The organism is Amycolatopsis sp. NPDC001319 (assembly GCF_042896185.1).
In the GTDB taxonomy this organism is placed as follows: Bacteria; Actinomycetota; Actinomycetes; order Mycobacteriales; family Pseudonocardiaceae; genus Amycolatopsis.
Map to the genome: position 1 here is coordinate 42,153 of NZ_JBIAWY010000015.1, position 18,445 is coordinate 60,597.

18 protein-coding genes are annotated in these 18,445 nt (G+C 69.5%); 14 read left to right on the top strand and 4 right to left on the bottom strand.

Features of this window, described 5'->3' with window-relative positions; genetic code table 11:
• Positions 1-25: 25 nt before the first annotated feature.
• The 5 genes from ACFY1H_RS40735 to ACFY1H_RS40755 all read left to right on the top strand — a co-directional run bounded on the left by ACFY1H_RS40735 (position 26) and on the right by ACFY1H_RS40755 (position 6,605).
• Positions 26-985, top strand: a complete 960-nt coding sequence (locus tag ACFY1H_RS40735; protein ID WP_386955556.1) for an ABC transporter permease — start codon at positions 26-28, stop codon at positions 983-985.
• A gap of 89 nt (positions 986-1,074) precedes the next feature.
• A complete protein-coding gene (locus ACFY1H_RS40740) occupies positions 1,075-1,890 on the top strand; it encodes an ABC transporter permease (RefSeq protein ID WP_386955714.1) in 816 nt (271 codons plus the stop codon).
• Positions 1,872-3,557, top strand: coding sequence for a dipeptide ABC transporter ATP-binding protein (locus ACFY1H_RS40745; RefSeq protein WP_386955557.1), 1,686 nt, complete (start codon positions 1,872-1,874; stop codon positions 3,555-3,557). Before ACFY1H_RS40740 ends, ACFY1H_RS40745 begins: the two co-directional genes overlap by 19 nt.
• Before the next feature lie 407 nt (positions 3,558-3,964).
• The gene (locus ACFY1H_RS40750; RefSeq protein ID WP_386955559.1) at positions 3,965-5,353 is read left to right on the top strand and encodes an amidohydrolase family protein; all 1,389 of its coding nucleotides are present in this window, start codon (positions 3,965-3,967) and stop codon (positions 5,351-5,353) included.
• A 76-nt stretch (positions 5,354-5,429) separates the two neighbouring features.
• Complete coding sequence (locus ACFY1H_RS40755) at positions 5,430-6,605, top strand: LLM class flavin-dependent oxidoreductase (RefSeq protein ID WP_386955561.1); 1,176 nt, start codon at positions 5,430-5,432, stop codon at positions 6,603-6,605.
• A 108-nt stretch (positions 6,606-6,713) separates the two neighbouring features.
• Here ACFY1H_RS40755 and ACFY1H_RS40760 read toward each other — a convergent pair whose 3' ends face one another.
• Together ACFY1H_RS40760 and ACFY1H_RS40765 are read right to left on the bottom strand one after the other, a co-directional pair.
• On the bottom strand, positions 6,714-7,487 hold the full coding sequence (locus ACFY1H_RS40760) for a hypothetical protein (RefSeq protein WP_386955563.1): 774 nt from the start codon (positions 7,485-7,487) through the stop codon (positions 6,714-6,716).
• A complete protein-coding gene (locus ACFY1H_RS40765) occupies positions 7,472-8,035 on the bottom strand; it encodes a hypothetical protein (protein WP_386955565.1) in 564 nt (187 codons plus the stop codon). The genes ACFY1H_RS40760 and ACFY1H_RS40765 overlap by 16 nt, the downstream gene beginning before the upstream one ends.
• 144 nt (positions 8,036-8,179) lie before the next feature.
• Here ACFY1H_RS40765 and ACFY1H_RS40770 point away from each other — a divergent pair, with 144 nt between their 5' ends.
• Positions 8,180-8,695: a DUF2199 domain-containing protein gene (locus ACFY1H_RS40770; protein ID WP_366581775.1), complete on the top strand. Its 516-nt coding sequence runs from the start codon at positions 8,180-8,182 to the stop codon at positions 8,693-8,695.
• Here ACFY1H_RS40770 and ACFY1H_RS40775 read toward each other — a convergent pair.
• Positions 8,692-9,930, bottom strand: a complete 1,239-nt coding sequence (locus ACFY1H_RS40775) for an MFS transporter (protein WP_366581776.1) — start codon at positions 9,928-9,930, stop codon at positions 8,692-8,694. The two genes, ACFY1H_RS40770 and ACFY1H_RS40775, sit on opposite strands and share 4 nt — an antisense overlap.
• A 373-nt stretch (positions 9,931-10,303) precedes the next feature.
• On the opposite strand from ACFY1H_RS40775, the gene ACFY1H_RS40780 reads away from it, so the two are divergent.
• The 3 genes from ACFY1H_RS40780 (at position 10,304) to ACFY1H_RS40790 (ending at position 12,979) form a co-directional block, all read left to right on the top strand.
• Positions 10,304-10,939, top strand: a complete 636-nt coding sequence (locus ACFY1H_RS40780; protein WP_366581777.1) for a DUF3558 domain-containing protein — start codon at positions 10,304-10,306, stop codon at positions 10,937-10,939.
• 214 nt (positions 10,940-11,153) lie between these two features.
• Positions 11,154-12,062 carry a DNA-3-methyladenine glycosylase 2 family protein gene (locus tag ACFY1H_RS40785; RefSeq protein ID WP_366581778.1) on the top strand — a complete coding sequence of 303 codons (909 nt, stop codon included), beginning with the start codon at positions 11,154-11,156 and terminating at the stop codon, positions 12,060-12,062.
• Positions 12,063-12,220: 158 nt separating this feature from the next.
• Entirely contained in the window at positions 12,221-12,979 is a 759-nt protein-coding gene (locus ACFY1H_RS40790; protein WP_366581779.1) for a hypothetical protein, read from the top strand.
• Here ACFY1H_RS40790 and ACFY1H_RS40795 read toward each other — a convergent pair.
• Positions 12,925-13,605, bottom strand: a complete 681-nt coding sequence (locus ACFY1H_RS40795; RefSeq protein WP_366581925.1) for a hypothetical protein — start codon at positions 13,603-13,605, stop codon at positions 12,925-12,927. The genes ACFY1H_RS40790 and ACFY1H_RS40795 overlap by 55 nt on opposite strands.
• A 263-nt stretch (positions 13,606-13,868) precedes the next feature.
• Between ACFY1H_RS40795 and ACFY1H_RS40800 the strand changes: the two genes are divergently transcribed.
• From ACFY1H_RS40800 to ACFY1H_RS40820, 5 genes are all read left to right on the top strand, one after another.
• Positions 13,869-14,609 carry an SDR family oxidoreductase gene (locus tag ACFY1H_RS40800; protein WP_366581780.1) on the top strand — a complete coding sequence of 247 codons (741 nt, stop codon included), beginning with the start codon at positions 13,869-13,871 and terminating at the stop codon, positions 14,607-14,609.
• 72 nt (positions 14,610-14,681) lie between these two features.
• A complete protein-coding gene (locus tag ACFY1H_RS40805) occupies positions 14,682-16,097 on the top strand; it encodes a PLP-dependent aminotransferase family protein (protein ID WP_386955569.1) in 1,416 nt (471 codons plus the stop codon).
• Between the two features lie 82 nt (positions 16,098-16,179).
• Entirely contained in the window at positions 16,180-16,590 is a 411-nt protein-coding gene (locus tag ACFY1H_RS40810; protein WP_366581782.1) for a cupin domain-containing protein, read from the top strand.
• A 29-nt stretch (positions 16,591-16,619) separates the two neighbouring features.
• Positions 16,620-17,534, top strand: coding sequence for an NADP-dependent oxidoreductase (locus ACFY1H_RS40815; RefSeq protein WP_386955571.1), 915 nt, complete (start codon positions 16,620-16,622; stop codon positions 17,532-17,534).
• Between the two features lie 157 nt (positions 17,535-17,691).
• Positions 17,692-18,444 carry an SDR family oxidoreductase gene (locus ACFY1H_RS40820; protein WP_366581784.1) on the top strand — a complete coding sequence of 251 codons (753 nt, stop codon included), beginning with the start codon at positions 17,692-17,694 and terminating at the stop codon, positions 18,442-18,444.
• The last annotated feature ends 1 nt before the right edge of the window (position 18,445 follow it).

The following is an 18,445-nucleotide window of genomic DNA, read 5'->3' on the forward strand; positions in this document are numbered from 1 at the left end:
CCCCGGCCCAGGAGGTGAAAACGCCATGCGTCGCTACGTGATCCGCCGCATTGCCCAGGCGGTGGGCGTGCTGTGGGCGGCCTACACGATCTCGTTCCTCGTGCTGGACTTCCTGCCCGGCGACCCGGTGTCGGCGATGGCGGGCGCCGGCACGGACTCGGGGCCGGTCGACCCCGCGCAGCTCGCCCGCCTGCGTCACGAGTACGGGTTCGACAAACCCGTGATCCTGCAATACCTCGACTACCTCGGCAGGGCGGTGCGGGGCGACTTCGGCGACTCGATCTCCACCGGCCGACCGGTCACGGCCACGCTCGCCGACGCGTTGCCGCAGACGCTGGCTCTCGCCGGGGCAGCGCTGCTGCTGGCCGTCGTCTTCGGTGGGGGACTGGCGGTGCTGGCCACCTACACCACGCAGCGGTGGCTGCGTCAGCTGCTGTTGTCCCTGCCGCCGCTGGGGGTGTCGGTGCCGACGTTCTGGATCGGGATGATGCTCGTGGAGCTCTTTTCCTTCCGCCTGCGGTTGTTCCCGGCCTTCGGCGGCGAGGGGGTGCGCGGGCTGGTGCTGCCGGCCGTGGCGCTGGCGGTCCCGACGGGCGCGATCGTGGCCCAGGTGCTCGCCAAGAGCCTCTTGACCGCGCTGGACGAGGCGTATGTGGAGACAGCGAGGGCGAAAGGCGCCGGGCGTGCGCGGATCCACTGGGGACACGCGCCGCGCAACGCCTCGCTGCCCGCGTTGACCGTCGTCGGTCTGCTGGCCGGGCAGCTGATGGCGAACTCGGTGGTGATCGAGACGGTGTTCTCGCGCGACGGGCTGGGCCGCGTGACCGCGGGTGCCGTGACGGTGCAGGACATCCCGCTGGTCCAGGGAGTGGTGGTGTTCGGGTCTTTGGTCTTCGTGGTGGTGAACCTCGTCGTCGACCTCGTCTACCCGCTGCTGGACCCGCGGATCGTGGTCGCGACCGGGAGACGGGTGGGTGTCGCGTGAGCCAGGGACTTGTCGACGACGTCGCGGCCGGAGCGGTTCTCGGCCCCGACCCGGCCGACGCCGGGGGGACGCCGGGAAAGCGCCGTGGAGTGGCGCGGTTCCTCCTGCGGCGCCCGGGCCTGGTGGCCTCGGTCGTCGTGGTGGTCCTCGTGGTGCTGGCCGCGTTCTGGCCGGATCTGTTCACCTCGCGGGATCCGCTGCGCGGCACGCCGGCGCAGCTGTTCCAGGCCCCGGGCGGCGCGCACTGGTTCGGCACCGACGAGCTCGGCCGCGATGTGTTCACGCGTGTTGTGCACGGCGCGCAGCTTTCCTTGCAGGCCACGCTGATCGCGCTGGCCGTCGCGTTCGTGGCGGGCGGGCTGCTCGGGCTGGTCGCCGGGTTCGTCGGGCGCTGGGTCGAAGACGTGCTGATGCGGTTCGTCGACGTGCTGCTCTCGATCCCGGCCCTGTTCCTGTCGCTCGCGCTGGTCACCGCGCTGGGCTACGGCACGGTGAAGGTCGCGATCGCCGTCGGCATCGCGAGCGTCGCGGGGTTCGCCCGGGTGATGCGCGCCGAGGTGCTCAGGGCGCGCCAGGCCGTGTTCGTCGAGGCGGCCCGCTCGTGCGGTGTGCGGTGGTACTCGGTGCTGCTGCGCCACGTGCTGCCCAACGCGATCGGCCCGGTGATCGTGCTCGCGACCGTCGAGATCGGCACGGCGATCCTGGCCGTGTCCTCGCTGAGTTTCCTGGGCTACGGAGCGCCGCCGCCGGCGCCGGAATGGGGCACGTTGATCTCCGACGGACGCAACTACCTGGCCAACGCGTGGTGGCTCACCGCGCTGCCGGGCCTGACGATCGCGGTGACCGTGCTGGCCACCAACCGGATCGCCCGGGCCCTGGACGGCGAATGGGCGCGACAGCGATGACCGGGGCCGAACCGCTGCTGCGGGTGCGTGACCTGTCGGTGTCCTACCGCACGCGAGGCGGGCAGGTGAGTGCGGTGCGTGGAGTCGACCTCGACGTCGGCGCCGGCGAGGTCGTCGCGGTGGTCGGGGAATCCGGCTCCGGCAAGAGCACCACCGCACACGCGATCATCCGGCTCCTCGCGGCGAACGGCCACCTCGACACGGGCACGGTCCGGTTCGGCCGGCACGAGCTCACCGCGTTGTCCGAGCGGGAACTGCGGACGGTCCGCGGCGCGCAGATCGGGCTCGTGCCCCAGGACCCGACCGTGTCGCTCAACCCGGTCAAACGCATCGGCGAGCAGGTCGCCGAGGTGCTGCGGATCCACCGCCTGGCGAGCCGGCGCGCCGCGTGGCCGGCCGCGATCGAGGTCCTGGACCGGGCCGGCCTGCCGGACGCGGCCACCCGCGCGCGCCAGTACCCCCACGAGCTGTCCGGCGGCATGCGGCAACGCGCCCTGATCGCGGTGGCCATCGCCGCGAACCCGCGGCTGATCATCGCCGATGAGCCGACCAGCGCGCTCGACGTGACCGTGCAGCGGGTCATCCTCGACCACCTGCAGCGGCTGACGGAGGAGTCGGGCACCTCGGTGCTGCTGGTCACCCACGACCTCGGCGTCGCGGCCGACCGGGCCGACCGGATCGTGGTGATGTCCGAAGGCCGGGTCGTCGAGACCGGCCCCGCGGCCGGCCTGCTGGCCGACCCGCAGCACGAGTACACGCGGCGGCTGCTGGCCAGCGCGCCGAGCCTGACCACGGCTCACCCTCGGGTCTCGGCGCCGGCGCCGATCGGCTCCGCCGCGCTGGTCGAAGTCCGCAACGCCGTCAAGGAGTTCCGGCTGCCGCGCGTCTCGGGCCCGGCTCGGACGTTGCGTGCGGTCGACGACGTCAGCTTCACCCTCCACCGCGGCCGGACGCTCGCCCTCGTCGGCGAATCCGGCTCCGGCAAGTCGACCACCGCGCGCCTGGTGCTGCGCCTGACCGACCCGACCGCCGGCGAGATCCGCTTCGACGGCACCGACGTCACCACCGCCCGCGGCGCCGAGGTGCGGCAGCTGCGCCGCCGCGCCCAGCTGATCTACCAGAACCCGTACGCCTCACTCGATCCGCGGTTCTCGGTCGGCGAGGTGATCACGGAACCGTTGCGCGCCTTCGGCCTGGGGGACCGCGCCTCCCGCCTCGCGCGCGCCCGCGACCTCCTCGACCGCGTCGCGCTCCCCGCGGCCACGCTCACCCGCCGCCCGGCCGAACTGTCCGGCGGGCAACGCCAGCGCGTCGCCATTGCGCGGGCCCTCGCGCTGTCCCCGGACCTGGTGGTGTGCGACGAACCCGTCTCGGCGCTCGACGTCTCCGTCCAGGCCCAGGTGCTCGACCTGCTGGCCGAACTCCAAGCCGACACCGGCCTCGCGTACCTGTTCATCTCCCACGACCTCGCCGTCGTCCGCCAGATCGCCCACGACGTCGCCGTGATGCGCCAGGGCCGGATCGTGGAAACCGGCACCACCGACGCTCTGTTCACCAACCCGGGCCACGAGTACACCCGCGAACTCCTCGCCGCGATCCCGGGCAACCGGCACCCCGACGGGCCCCGACGGCGCGACGTTCTCGGTGCCTTCGACCCGACAGTTTGAGTACGCAGTCGAACACAGCACTGCTGTCGCCCGAGTCCGCGGCCTCGGTGAACCATTGATCTTGCCGTTCTGTTGAAAACCGTTCGACGGCCGACACCGATATGGTGGCGGAGGGCCGTCAAACCTGTTGGTGCAGCGACGTTTCCAGGGCTTCCGAAGCGACAACTGGAGGCAACTCGTGGAAGACCAATGTGCTCGACCGGCACCACCGTCGCACGCTGGTCACGTCGATCGACAGCTCGGCGCCCGGTCCCGGCTCGAGGCGATGCGCAGCGCCGAACGACTGGCGCAGTCCGGCTGACCGGAATACCACCTGAGGGTTATGGCCACGGCCGCTCTCGCGGAACAGGGTGGGTGCCCGGGGTCCCGAAAACCGGCCCCGCCCATTTTGCGAGAGGACGATTCGAGTGACGCACGACGTCGGCGCGCCAGCGCGAACGGACCTGGTCATCACGGCGGGCGCGATCGCGACGATGGACGCGACCCGCCGGATCATCCGCGACGGCGCGGTGGCCGTCACCGGCAACCGGATCGTCGCGGTCGGCAAACGCGACGAGATCCTCGCCGCCCACGCGCCCGCGAAGCTGATCGACCGGCCGGGCGGCCTGCTCACACCCGGCCTGATCGACTGCCACCACCACCCGGCGGGCGCGTTCCTGATCAGCGGTGTCGTCGACGAGCAGCTGCAGGTGAACCGCCTGAAGGAACGCGTCATCCCGCACGAGGACCAGCTGACCGAGGACGAGGCCTACACCGCGGCCTCGGCGAGCTTCGCCGAGCTGATCCGCCACGGCACCACCTGCTTCGCCGACGGCGCCGGGCCGCGCACCGCCGCCACGGCGCGGGCCGCGCTTGACATCGGCATCCGCGGGGTGCTCGCGGCGAAGTCCGGTGACCAGGCCGGGCCGTTCGGCGGAAGCGTCCCGACCGCCGAGGAATGCCTGGCCGAGGCCGACGACATCCACGACCGGTTCCACGGCGCCGGCGACGGCCGCCTGAAAGTCTGGTACGACCTCGACATCCCGCCGGCCGTCAGCGATCGGCTGCTCGAGGGCGTCGTCAAGCGGGCGAACGAACGCGACACCGGCATCCTCGGTCACTTCATCGGCGCCCGGACGGATGCGAGCCGCAACCCGGATCTCGAGCGGTACGAACGGTTCGGCGTGCTCGACCAGCGGCTGCTCCTGGCCCACATCGCCTGGCTGCCCGAAAGCGACATCGAGTTGCTGCGGGCCGCGAATGTGTCCGTCGCCCACTCGCCGTCCGCCAGCCTCACCGGCGGCAACGGCTGGGTCACCCACGGCGTGATCCCGGAGCTCGTGGCCGCCGGCGTGAACGTCACGCTCGGCACGGACGGCGCGGCGATCAGCCGGTTCCTGGACCTGGTGCGAGTGATGTACGTGGCGGCCGCCGCGCACAAGGACGTGCGCCGCGACCCCTTGATCATGGGTGCGCACTCGGTGTTCGAAATGGCGACGGTCAACGCCGCCGACGCGCTGGGCTGGTCCGCCGAGATCGGCTCGATCGCGCCCGGCTGCGCCGCCGACCTCGTGGTCTTCGACGCCACCGGCCTGTCCTGGTCCCCGAACCGGCTGGCCAACCCGATCGCCGACCTCGTCTACTCGGGCAGCGGCACCGACGCCGAGACGGTCGTGATCGACGGCCGCGTGGTGCTGGAGGACAAGCAGCTCAAGACCGTCGACGTCGAGCAGCTCAAGCCGGACGTGGACCGGGCCGCCGACACGGCGCTGGGCCGCCTCGGCCTCCGGGCGGCGCCCCTGTGGCCAGTGGAGTGACGGGCAGGGCGGGAAATAACACCTGAGGGGTATGGCGATTCGGAGGTTCCCGGCGCGAAACTGTCCGGCACCTGGGTTGGTTTTCCATCAGCCGTCTCCATTACGAGGAATGAGTTCTTCCGTGGACCAAAACGTCGTCAAGCCCAATCCCATTCGGGATTCGGCCAACAAGCTCAAGCTGAGCATCTTCGGCATGAACGGCGGGGGCGCGTCCTTCACCTTTCACCCGGACCGGTTCTCCGGCGACTGGGAGGCCACCGCGCGCCTCGCGAAACGGGCGGACGCGCTCGGCATCGAAGGGTTCGTCTCCGCGTCGCGCTGGCACCCTTTCGGCGGTGACGGGCACTATTCGGGGGACGTCATGGAAACGCTCTCCTGGGCCGGTGCCGTCGCCTCGATCACCGAGCGCATCAGCGTCATCAGCACCGTGCCGATCACGCTGGTCAATCCGGCGTTCGTCGCGAAGGCGGAAGCCACGCTCGACCTCATTTCCCGCGGCCGCGCGGGAATGAACCTGGTGTGCGGCTGGTTCCAGCCCGAGTTCGACCTCTTCGGTGTCGCCATGAAGGAACACGGCGACCGCTACGCCTACGGCGACGACTGGATGGAGGTGTTCGACAAACTGTGGTCCTCGACCGAATCCTTCGATCTCAAGAATGACTCCTTCGAGCTCAAGAACGCCATTTCACAACCGCACCCCCTTCAGTCCCGTCCGGTGCTGCTGAATGCCGGGGGCTCACCCCGCGGCCGCCACTTCGCCGCCCAACACGCCGAAGTCGCCTTCACCATCCCGGACGACCCGGACCCCCGCGCGGTGCAGGCGCGACTGGCCGAATACCGCGAAGAAGCACGCAAGAAGTTCGGCAAGGAAATCCAGATCTGGCTCTCCGCCTACGTCGTGCAGAAGGACACCAAAGCCGAAGCCGAAGCGTACGCCCACGACTACATCGTGACCCAGGGCGACGACAAGGCGGTCGAGGAGTTCATCGCCGCCAACATCCCGAACGCCAAGACCATGCCGCCCGAACGCATGGCCGACATGGCCAACGAATTCAAGGCCGGCTACGGCGCCTACCCCCTCGTCGGCACGGCCACCGACATCGCGACCCGCGTGACCGAACTCTCGGCTGCCGGCGTCGACGGCCTGATGCTCCTGTGGCTCGACTACGAGACCGGCCTGGAACGCCTGGCCGCCGACGTCCTGCCGCGCCTGGAAGAAGCCGGCCTGCGCTCGCCCGCCCCCACGGCCTGACCGCAGCGGCCGTTCGTGGCCGGGCCCGGGTTTTCCGGGCCCGGCCACGGATGTTCTGTGTCCGCGCGCGGTCACCGTCCGACGTGATCTCGGCGGTGGCCGACGACGTCAAGGGATCTGCTTCAACCGGTCGACGATCGTGTTCACGACCTTCCCGAAAACCGCGTTGAGCGCGGGCTGCTGGTAGTCCTCGTGCTTGAAGGCCCACAGGGTGACCACGTGGCGGCCGACCTTGAACAGCAGGTGCGGGCTGCCGCCCGTGGGTACCCAGCAAGTGTCGCCGTCTCCGAGCTCGGCTTCGGTCTCCTCCGAAGGCGCGCCACCCGGTCCGGGGGTGTGCGGGTGGCATTGCACCTGGTTGGAGTACGTTGCGCCGTCAAGGTTGTCGTACGTGTCGAGCTGAACCGTCAATCCATCCTGGTCGATCAAGTTGCCCGTGTTGGCATGATTCATGCGATAGCAGCTGCTCCACACGTATTTCCACGGCCCCTTGCCGGAGTCCTGGGCATCGGCGGTGAACCGCACCGGACCGATCGACGACTGTTCCTGAACCCGGCCGGACGCGGTGTCGTCCGTGAACGACAGCCCCCAGTCTTCGGGCCGGTACACGTCACATGCGTTCGGCACGTTCCAGGGTGGCGCGAACCGGTACTTGGAGAGTCCCACCTTGCCGGGCCCGGCGGCCAGCTTGCCGGCGATCTGATCGATCAGGAACTTCAGAGCGTCGGCGGGTTCCTGGGAGATGCCCGGGCTGTCCTCAGGGGTGCCGTAGTCGCTGGCGTGCATGTTCAACGTGGCCCAGTACTGGTCGCCACCCCAGAAGAAATACACCTCGTACTCATCGGGATACACGGGTGTCCCCATCGTCACATAGATCTGCATGTCGCCACGCGTCTCGTGGCTGACGGTGTGGGACTGGGTGCTCTGTTGCGCCTCGGGATTGGTGGCGAGGCGCCAGATGGTGCCCCGTCGTTCGAAAAGCCGTCGCTCTCGTACTGCTTCTGGTCGATACTCAGGCCGAGCTGGTACTTGTCGTCTCTGCCCGTCATCAGGCACTCGGACGCGGGTTCCGGCGAGCTGTGCGTCCCGGACGGATCGTAGGTGACAGAACCGGGGGCCGGGGGACCGTCATTGCCGGTGAACTTCATCTGTATGAAGGTGTTCTCGGGATTGATCACGAACCCCGCCTGCTGCATCAGGAACGGGTTCATGATCGCGCAGGCGTCGTAGACGGGCTGACCGGCGTACGTCATCGCCTCGGCCGGAGCCACGGTCAGGTTCTCAAGGGCAATCCCGGTCTCGGCCTGCTTCGCCTCAGGGGAGTTCGCCGGGTGAGCCCGGCCCGCAATCGACGAGCTGCACGCGGTCACCGCCAGCACCCCTGACACTGCGAGGCAGGCCCACATCCTGGCCTTCTCGGAAGCCTTCACCGCAGATCTACCCCCTCGATTCTCCTCCGAATTCCGATCCTGCCCGCTTGGCCGATGGACCGCAGGATTTGCCGTCGCGGTGGCTTTCGGTGGATGGGCGCGAACTCATGTGCTGAGGCTCCGAGCATCCCTATGCTGTGTGCCATGACCGCCGACCTCGGGTACGACTGTTCCTGCTGCGGCCGGCACCACGACGAGCTCCCCTTGGGCTACCGAACATTCGCGCCCGCCTACTGGCACGACGGCCTGACCGGCAATCCCGGCAGCATCCTCGGCGACGAGCAATGCGTGATCGATGGCGAACACTTCTTCATCAGGGCCCGCCTGGTCCTGCCGACCCTGGACACCGGCGACGACTTCGAATGGGGCGTGTGGGTGTCGCTCAGCGAGGCCAACTTCGCGCGCGTCGCCGAACTGTGGACCAAACCGGAACGGGTGCAGGAACCGCCCTACTTCGGCTGGCTCGCCACCGAACTCCCCACGTACGAGCCGACGACCGTGAACCTGAAAACCAACCTGCACAGCCAGCCCGTCGGCGTCCGGCCGACCGTGGAACTCGAGCCCACCGACCACTCGCTGGCGGTTGAACAGCGCACCGGTATCACCCGTGCCCGCGTGCAAGCCATCGCCGAACTGCTCCTGCACCCGACTCGTGACTAGCGGGCCGGTGCCGCGGCAGGACTGGTGAGCGCTCGCAGGCCGCCGGAGAAGTGGGTGGCGATCGCGAGCACTGCCATCATGCCGGCGAACACGATCGTGGCCGCTGTCGGGCTCAAGGCCGAGGCCAGCAACCCGGCGGCGATCGGGCCGAGCCATTGGATCGACGTCGACGCGACGCTCATCGCGCTCTGCACCCGGCCCATCAGCTCGTCCGGGATGATCTTCATCTCGTAGGTCGCAAAGACGACGTTGAGCGGCGAGAGGAGGAACATCATCACGGCCAGCAGCGCGCCGACCGGCCACGTGCCGGGGACCGAACCCGTGGCGAGCGCCACGACGGCCATCGTCCAGGACATGGTGATGACCAGCAGCCGTCCGGGGAACCGCTTCACGATCCGGCTCGAGAGAAGTGCCCCGGCGAGCCCGCCGAGGGCGCCGATCGAACTCACGGCACCGACGAGTGAGGCATCACCGCTGCGGCCCTGGACGATCACGATCACGAGCAGGACCAGGCCGCTGTAGCAAGCCGAGACCAGGGAGACCCACGCTGCCGTGAACCGCAGGTAGGCGTTGCGCCAGATGAACTTCAAGCCGGCGCCGATGCTCGCGAAGACCGATTCGCCGGGACCGCTGTCCTCGTCGTCACGGTCCGGGCCGAGCGGGCGCTTGATGAGCAGCACGCCGACCGCGCTCGCCAGGAACGACAGGGCGTCCGAGAGGAACGGCACCCAGCGCGTGACGCCGAACAGGAAACCGCCGACCGCAGGGCCGGCCAGCTTGATCGTCCTGACCCTGGCCTCGTACTGGCCCCAAGCGGTCGCCATCTGCTCGTCCGGCACGAGGCGCCGCAGCGCCGCGAGTTGCGCCCCCTGAGTCAGTCCGCCGGCGAGCCCCTGCACGAACCCGACCGCGGCAAGACCGCTCACCGCGACGTGGCCGGTCGGCACCGCGACCACGACGCCGCTCACCGCGGCGGCCTGGACCAGCGGGCCGATGACGAGAATCGCCCTCCGGGAGAATCTGTCCGCGAGCACGCCGCCGAACAACATCGTCATCAGGCTGCCGACAATCACGGCCGCTTCGACAACACCCGCGCCCGCGACCGACCCGGTGACCGCCAGTACCAACAACGGATAGGCGACAACGGACAGCGCACTACCGAAATCCGAGAAGGTGTCTCCGATCCACCAGCCGGTGTAGTCACGATTGCGGAACATCAGCCCGTTCGACTGCACGTGCTCAGTGGAAACGGCTGCGGCTTCGTCCTTCACACATCCCCCAGGCATTGACGGCCTTTGCCATGGCAGCGTAGCGAGAACAGAACTCGCTTTCGCACGCGCCGTTGACGAAGAATTTCGTTTGTCACAACCGCTTTCGCGATGTTGTCGAACGCCGCACCGATGTTCTGGGCCGGTTCGACACCACGTACGGTCGCTCGCGGTCGGCCGCCGCAGCCGTCCCTCGTCCGGTTCGGCATTGTCGGCGATTGGCAGTAAGATCCGCTGGTCACGTTCCGTTAATCGACGGGACCCAGAGTAGGGGAGCCGGATGCACGACGCCGCGAGCGGTCATGACGGCGCCACGCCCGTCGGGCGACGAGAAGCAGTGGTGGGTCGAGCCGTCGGTGGCGCGGGCATGAGGGCGTGGGCGTTGGCCGGGCTTGTGGTGCTCGCCGCGGGTCTGCTCAGCGGGTGTGGTCCGGCCAAGCCGCACCGTCTGCTCTCGCAGCCTCCGGCTCCGGCGCAGACCGGGGCGCCGCTGCCGTTCACCCAGGTCGACCGGCCCGTCGACCTGGCCAAGTTCGACTCGGACCCGTGCAGCCTGCTCACCAAGGACCAGACCGCGGCCGTCGTGGCTGACCCGCCCAACGACATCCGCGCGAACGTGCGAAACGGCCCTTCTGACTTCGGGTGTTCCTGGACCAACCACCTCGGTGCGCTGATCTCGGCCTTGAAGCCGATCGACGGCCCTAAGACACTCGCCGAACTGTCGGTGGACGGCCTGAAGAAGGACGGCAAACTCGACCCGTGGACCGAGACGTCGATCGCCGGCCTCCCCGCGGTCGTCTACCACGTCTTCCGGCACATGTACGAGTGCTCCGTCTCCGTCCAAGTCACCCATGACCAGATGCTCACCTTCGACATCCAAGGCGAAGACCTGCCCGGCAGCTACTGGGACAACGACCGCTGCGGCGGACTCGCGAAAATGGCCGAATTCGTGATCGGCAATCTCCGGCAAAGCTGAAACTCCCGGCGGGCTGTCGAGACGGGCTCCATGACCTGCGCCTGCACTACCGAGGTACAGTCGCCTCCCGCCGAGCAGTGCGCGAGCAGGTCGGCGGCGCGGGCGCAACCAACAAGCCCGCTGCGCCGGCCCGGCGCGCTGGAACCTCCGCCGTCATCTCCGGTCCTCGAGGCAGACCGCCCGGAGAACCGTCTCGAGGGAGGGGACGTTGGAAATGCCACCGGACCAGTCGACGCACTGGGAGCCCGGCTTTCCCGTGGACGCGAAGCTGACGCTCAAGAGCCTGCGGCGCGGCCGGTACGACCCCACCCACCGGGTGGAAGCCGACGGGACGCTGTGGCGCACGGCCCGCACCTCGTCAGGGCCGGTCACCTACCGGATCCGGCAGCAGCGCCTGGACGATCTGGACGTCGACGCGTGGGGGCCGGGGGCCGAGGAGCTCGTCGGGAACATCCGCGCCGAGCTGGGGGAGCACGATCGCCCCGAGGAGTTCCGGCCGGGGCATCCGGTGCTGGAACGGGCCTGGAAGCGGCTGCCGGGACTCCGCGTTCCGCGTACGGGGCGGCTGTTCGAGGCGCTCGTGCCCGCCGTGCTGGAGCAGCGGGTGGTCGGCCTGGACGCCATGGCCGCCTGGGCCCGCCTCGTCCGGGCGCACGGCGGTGCGGCACCGGGACCGGCGCACGAGACGATGCGGGTAATGCCCTCTCCCGAGGAGTGGGCGAAGATCCCGGTCTGGGAATGGCGGCGCGCCGGGGTCGACCTCCAGCGGTCGAGGACGATCACCTTCGTTTCACGGCATGCGGCCAAGCTCGACCGTGCCGCCGGCGATCCCGCCCGCGCGTACGAACTGATGTCGCTGATGCCGGGCGTCGGCGTGTGGACCGCGGCGCAGGTCGGGCACCGGGCGCTCGGGGATGCCGACGCGCTGCCGCTCGGCGACTTCCACCTCGGCCGGATGACCGGGCTGGCCCTCGCCGGCCATCCCCTCGCCGACGACGAGATCGAGGCGTTTTACCGGCCGTGGAGGCCACACCGTTATCGGGTGGTCCGGGTCCTCGAACTCACTCCCGGCACGGCGCCGCGGCGTGGCCATCGTGCGCCCCGGGCCCAGCGGTTCCGGTGACGAGCCGGTCGTATGTCCACTTCGGAACGTCTTACCTCTGAGTGATTGTCGGCACTACAACGGGGAAATCGCGCCGTTCTACCGGGAAACTGGATCACCTGCAGGGTTGAGTACGAAACAAGTTCCACGTCACTCGGTTGACGGGGAGGACGCCGACGATGCCCGTCACCCGTTATGTCAACGCAGTCGAGGTTGTGCACCGGCCGGTTCCCGATGGCGTGGAGCTTCCGCCGCTGCCGACCCAGGCGGACCGCTGGGTCGGCCACTACCAGCGAGTCCTGCTCAATGTCCGGACCGGCGAGCTGTCGTTCTTCTGCGCCGACTGGCGTGTGCACGCGCCGATCCGTGACAAGGGCGGGGATCGCGCAGTCTGGACCTCGCAGTACCCCGGCGGCGGTTCGGACAGTTCCGTGCATTCGGCCACGGAACCGATCCCGGAGCTGCTGATGTTCTTCATCGACACCTGGACGCGCGCCGACGTTCCGGCCACCGCGCGTCCGGCGACGCCTGTGTGGACGTTCATGACCCGTGAGCAAGGTGACGCGTTCGTGGCTGCGCTGGTCCCGCTGGCCCAGCAGCTGGTGGACAACCTGTTCCGAGTGCCCGGCACCGACGATCTCGAATGGTCCGCGGAGTCCATGACCGCCGTGCGGGCGATCGATGCCGCGTGCAGCCGTCACCACCAGGGTCCGCAGGGCGTCGCGGTGTCACGGGCGGGCATGGTCAATTTCGCCGAAGTCGTCGCGGCGGCACCGGGACTGGTCCGTCCTGAGTGGGCCGCGATGGCAGACGCCGACCTCGACCACGTGGCCGACGGCCTGAGCAGGTCGGCCGTGTATGGAGCGCGATCCTGGCTCTACGCCTATCGCGCCTGCGAGAACCGGTCGGGCGCCGGAGAACGATGCTCCCACATGTAGCCCCACAGGTACGACGTCGCGTACGAGCGATACGGCCGCCACAATTCGCTGCGCTGCTCCGCAACCTTCGGCGTGATCCTCTTCTCGAGCCCGTCGAACGCCGTGATCGCGGCGCGCACCGTGAGGTCGCCGGCCGGGAAGATGTCGGGTCTGCGCAGGTACAGCATCATGAACCGCTGCGCTGACGACGGACCGATACCCGGTATGGCCACGAGTTCGCTTTCAATCTCGGCATCCGACCGGGTCGCGAGACCGTCCGGATCGAGCAGACCGTCGTCGGCGTGTTCGGCCAACGCTCGGATCGCCCTGGCCTTGGGGTAGGACAAGCCGACGCCGCGCAGCGTCGGCTCGTCGGTCGCGATGACCCGCTCGGCGGTGACGGACCCACCCAGCTGGGCGACGAACCGGTCGTAGATCGAAACCGCCGTCGCCCTGCTGAGCTGCCGCGAGGCGATGGTGAAGGAGAACCATTCGAGCGGACTGCGGACGTCGACGGGGAGGTGCATCTCGTAGGCATCGATCGGTCCGGCCGACCGCACCCACCTGGCGAGTGAGTCGCCGAGCGAGCCCAGGTACTTCGATGCGGCACGCTGTTCCTTGGTCGCGCGCTTGCCCGTGCGAGTCATGGTCACCTCGCAAGCGTGGCAAATGTGGCCCAGATAGTCCAGATAGGTGAGGGCGCAACAGTGGCAGCGTCAGGATGCATACCGGTGGTTACTCGACGTGCGTGGCTCACCTGAGTGGACTAGATAGTCCGCAGTGGGGCATGATGGACGCTCGGAACGGCAGAGTTGCGTCAGGCGAACTCGGTGGCGCTCGCTGCCTGCACCGCGCCGCGCCTGAGCGTGAACTCGGCGCAGTACACCAACCAATGTGGAGTGAGATCACCATGCCGGCACCTGCAGCTCTGATCACCGGTGGCACCAGCGGGATCGGGAAGGCGACTGCGGAGGTTCTGCACAGCCGCGGCTACCGCGTCGCGATCACCGGGCAGCGTCCGGAAAGCGTCGCCCGGGCGCGCGAGGAGCTGCCCGAGGACGTCCTGGTGTTGCGTGCCGACGCTCGCTCGCTCGCCGACACCGACAAGGTGGTGTCCGAGGTCCAGGACCGATTCGGGACGCTGACGACGCTGTTCCTCAACGCCGGCGTCAGCCGTCCGATGACGCTGGACGCCTGGGACGAAGCCGCCTACGACGATGTGTTCGCCGTCAACACCAAAGGCCAGTTCTTCACCTTGGTCAAAGCGCTGCCGCTGCTGTGCGACGGAGCTTCGGTCATTTTCACCGTCGGCATCGGAGCGACGCGCAACCTGCCCGGCAACAGCGTCGCGGCCGGATCGCACGGCGCGATGCTGGCCATGATCCCGACGCTGGCCCTGGAGCTCGCCCCGCGCCGCATCCGGGTCAACGCCGTCAGCCCGGGACTCACCGACACCCCCATGACACGGGCCCACATGGGACCCGACGAGGTCGCCGTGACGCTGGCGGCCATGGCGGAGCAGAACCCGTTCGGTCGCCTCGGCACGCCGGAGGACATCGCCGAGACGGTCGCGTTCCTGGCTTCGGACGGGGCCGCGTACATCACCGGGCAGGAGATCGTCGTGTCCGGCGGCGGTGGATTGTCCATCTGATCGAATGCGCGAGAAGAAACGGGATGTTCTTACGCAGCTCGGATTCCGCGCGGTGTAGTAGCGTTGCCCGGCGTGAGTGATCAGGGGGCCGCCGGCAGTGCACGGGTTTCCGGTTTGGACCTGCACCTGATTCGCGGTGGCGGTGGTGCGCGCGCGGGCCTGATGGATGCTTTCCGGGAAGCGATCCGGTCCGGGCGGTTGCTTCCCGGGACGCGGCTTCCGTCGAGCCGTGCGCTGGCGGCGGATCTCGGGGTGGGGCGCAACACCGTGGTGCGCACCTACTCGGAGCTCGTCAACGAAGGGTGGCTCACCGCCCGCCACGGGTCGGGGACCGAGGTGTCGCAGCGTGGGGTGGAATCGGTGCGTGCGCGGCCCCGGCTGCGGGCGGCGCAGGCGTTGCGGCGGCCGGTGCACGATCTTCGGCCGGGGTGCCCGGATTTGTCGTCGTTTCCACGGGAGGAATGGGTTCGCGCGGTGAAACGGGCCGTCGGGGCCGCGCCGCTCGACGCGTTCGGATATTCCGACACGTCGGGCCGGGTCGAATTGCGTGAGGCTCTCGCCCGATACCTGGCGCGCGCTCGAGGTTTGCGGACGCAGGCGGACAACATCATCGTGTGCAGCGGAGCCGCCGAGGGACTGCGCCTGGTGGCGGCAGCACTGGCGGCCGCCGGCGTGAAGGCGGTGGCGGTCGAGGAGTTCGGGCTGCCCGCACAGCGCCGGACCTTGGAGAAGGCCGGGCTGGCGGCCCCGGCGATCCCGATCGACACCGACGGAGCCGACATCGCGGTGCTCGACGGCCGGCCGAACGTGGGAGCGGTGCTGCTGACACCGTCGCACCAGTTTCCGCTGGGGGTGGCGTTGCACCCGGACCGGCGTGCGGCCGTGGTCGAATGGGCCCGTCGCCGCGGCTCGGTGATCATCGAAGACGATTACGACGGTGAGTTCCGCTACGACCGCGCGCCCGTCGGCGCGTTGCAGGGGCTGGACCCCGAGCACGTGATTTTCCTGGGCACGGCGAGCAAATCGCTGGCGCCGGGCCTGCGCCTCGGCTGGCTCGTGGTGCCGGACCACCTGGTCGACGCCGTGGCCCGGCAGAAGGGGGAAACCGAGGAGACCGTCGGGTTCGTCAACCAGCTGGCGATGGCGGACTTCATCGAGTCCGGCGCGTACGACCGCCACATCCGGGCCATGCGGTCGCAGTACGGGCGGCGCCGGCACCAGCTGGTCGAGGCGGTCAAGCAGCACTCGCCGGCTTCGTCGGTCGGCGGCGTGCCGGCGGGGCTGCACGTGCTGCTGGAGCAGGCCGGCAGGCTGACCAGCGCGGACGGGCGTCAGGCCGCGTGGAGACGGCTCGCCGTCGAACCGCTCGACCTGTTCCGGCACCCGGAATCGAGGTCGGTTCGCGACGGTCTCGTCGCCGGGTTCGCCACGCCGTCGCCCAGCGCGTGGTCGGGAGCGCTCGAGGCGTTGGTACGCCAGTTGCCGTAAGCGTGGCTGGGCGAAGTGGTCCCCGTTCAAGGCCGCCGAGTGGTCCCAGGTTGTGGTCCGAAACGGCGTTAGCGTCGGGACAATGTTGGCCGTTGGAAACGTCAAGGTCTCCGACCTGCTGTCCATCACCCCGCCGCGGATCCCCGAGGGCTCGCACGCCATGACGCAGCTCGTCGAGCTGCCGCCGGCGGACGAGGGACTGCGTCCGCACCGTCACAGCGGACCGGTCTTCGGCTACGTGCTCGAGGGCAAGATCCTCTTCGAGCTCGAAGGCGAAGCCCCTCGGGAGATCACTGCCGGTGAGGCGTTCTGGGAGCCCGGTGGCGACGTGGTGCACTACCAGGTCGCGAACCTGGAACCGGAGAAGTGGAGCCGGTTCGTCGCCGTGTGCATCTGCGCGCCCGGCGTGGAGATGATCACCATGCTCGAACCCGCCGAGATCGCGGCGCGGGACCACCTCCGCCACCCGAGCGCCCGCACCCAGGCCGGCTGAAAACCTTCGCCAGACCACCGAGGACTGATATGAGAGCCATCACCGTCCAGGACCGCGACGCCGGCCCCGGCGGCATGTCCCTGACGGAGCGCCCCTACCCGCACGCGTCGGAGAACGACGTGATCGTGCGGGTCTGTGCGGCCGGATTCACCCCCGGCGAGCTCGAGTGGCCCGGGACCTGGGCCGACCGGGCCGGGCGCGATCGGACGCCGAGCGTGCCCGGGCACGAGCTGTCCGGCGTCGTCGCCGAGCTCGGCTACGGAACCACCGGCCTCACGGTCGGGCAGCGTGTGTTCGGGCTCGCCGATTGGACCCGCGACGGGTCCCTCGCGGAATTCTCCGCCGTGGAGGCCCGCAACCTCGCACCGCTCCCGGCGGGCATCGACCACACCGTCGGCGCGGCATTGCCGATCTCCGGTCTGACCGCGTGGCAGGCGCTGTTCGACCACGCCCGGCTCGAGGCCGGGCAGACCGTGCTGATCCACGGCGCGGCGGGCGGCGTCGGTTCGATCGCGGTGCAGCTCGCCCACCAGGCGGGCGCGACGGTCATCGGCACCGGGCGTGCGGCCGGCCGCGACGTGGTCCTGGACCTCGGCGCCGACTCCTTCCTCGATCTGCAGACCGACCGGCTGGAGGACGCGGGCGAGGTCGACGTGGTCCTGGACGTGCTCGGCGGCGAGATCCTCGACCGCTCGGCGAGCCTCGTCCGCGCCGGCGGCACCTTGGTCACCATCGCGGGCCCTCCGACCGTGAAGCCACGCGACGGCCGGGCCGTGTTCTTCGTTGTCGAAGCCGACCGCGCCCGCCTGGCCGACCTGGCACAGCGCGTCCGCGACGGGCGCCTGCGCGTGCTGGTCGGCTCCGTGCACCCCCTCGCCGACGCACCGGCTGCCTTCGCACCCGGACAGCACAACCGCGGGAAGACGATCATCCGCGTCGACTAGCTCGCTCCGGCCAAGCGCGGACCGCCTCGCCCAGATCACCGGCCGCGCCGGAACCGGTTCGAATCAGGGGGAGGAAGGTAAGAAGTCACGGCGTTGCGGCAGCAGACCTACCGACGAACACCAGTCGGGGGAGACGCTGACGTGGAAGGAACGCCGGATGACACGATCGGCAGGCGGTACGCCGCGACCGAGGACCGCGCTTGTCACCGGTGCGACGGGGGGAATGGGCGGGGTCATCGCCAGGAGGCTCGCGGCGGACGGATTCGACGTCGCTCTCGCGCACGGCCGCGCGGCCGCGCCGAAGGAGACCATGGTGGCGATCGACGGGCTCGGACGCCGCTGTGCCGCGTTCACGGGGGACGTCGCGGACGAAGACGAGATGCGCCGGGTGTTCGACGACGTCGTCTGGCATTTCGGGGGCATCGACGTCGTCGTGCACACGGCGGGGATCAATCGCACCGCGATGCTGACCGACCTCGACTGGGCCGACTTCGACGCGGTCTTCCGCGTCAACGTTCGTGGCACGTTCGTGGTGAACCAGCAGGCGGCGCGCAGGGTCCGAGCGGGCGGAGCCGTCATCAACATCTCGTCGACGGTCGTGCGGCTGGCGCCTCCGGCGCTCAGCGCCTACACGGCCTCCAAGGCCACAGTGGACACGTTGACCCGGATCCTGGCCAAGGAGCTCCGGGGCCGGGACGTGACGGTGAACTCCGTGGCGCCCGGCCCGACCGCGACGGCGAGTTTCCTCGACAGCACCTCGGCCGAGGAGCGGTGGGAGCTGGCCGATCTGCCGCCGTCGGCGCGGCTGGGCGCACCCGACGACGTCGCCGCGGTCGTCTCCTTCCTCGCCGGACCGGATGGCCGGTGGGTCAACGGGCAGGTCGTCCGCGCCAACGGAGGAGTCGTCTGAC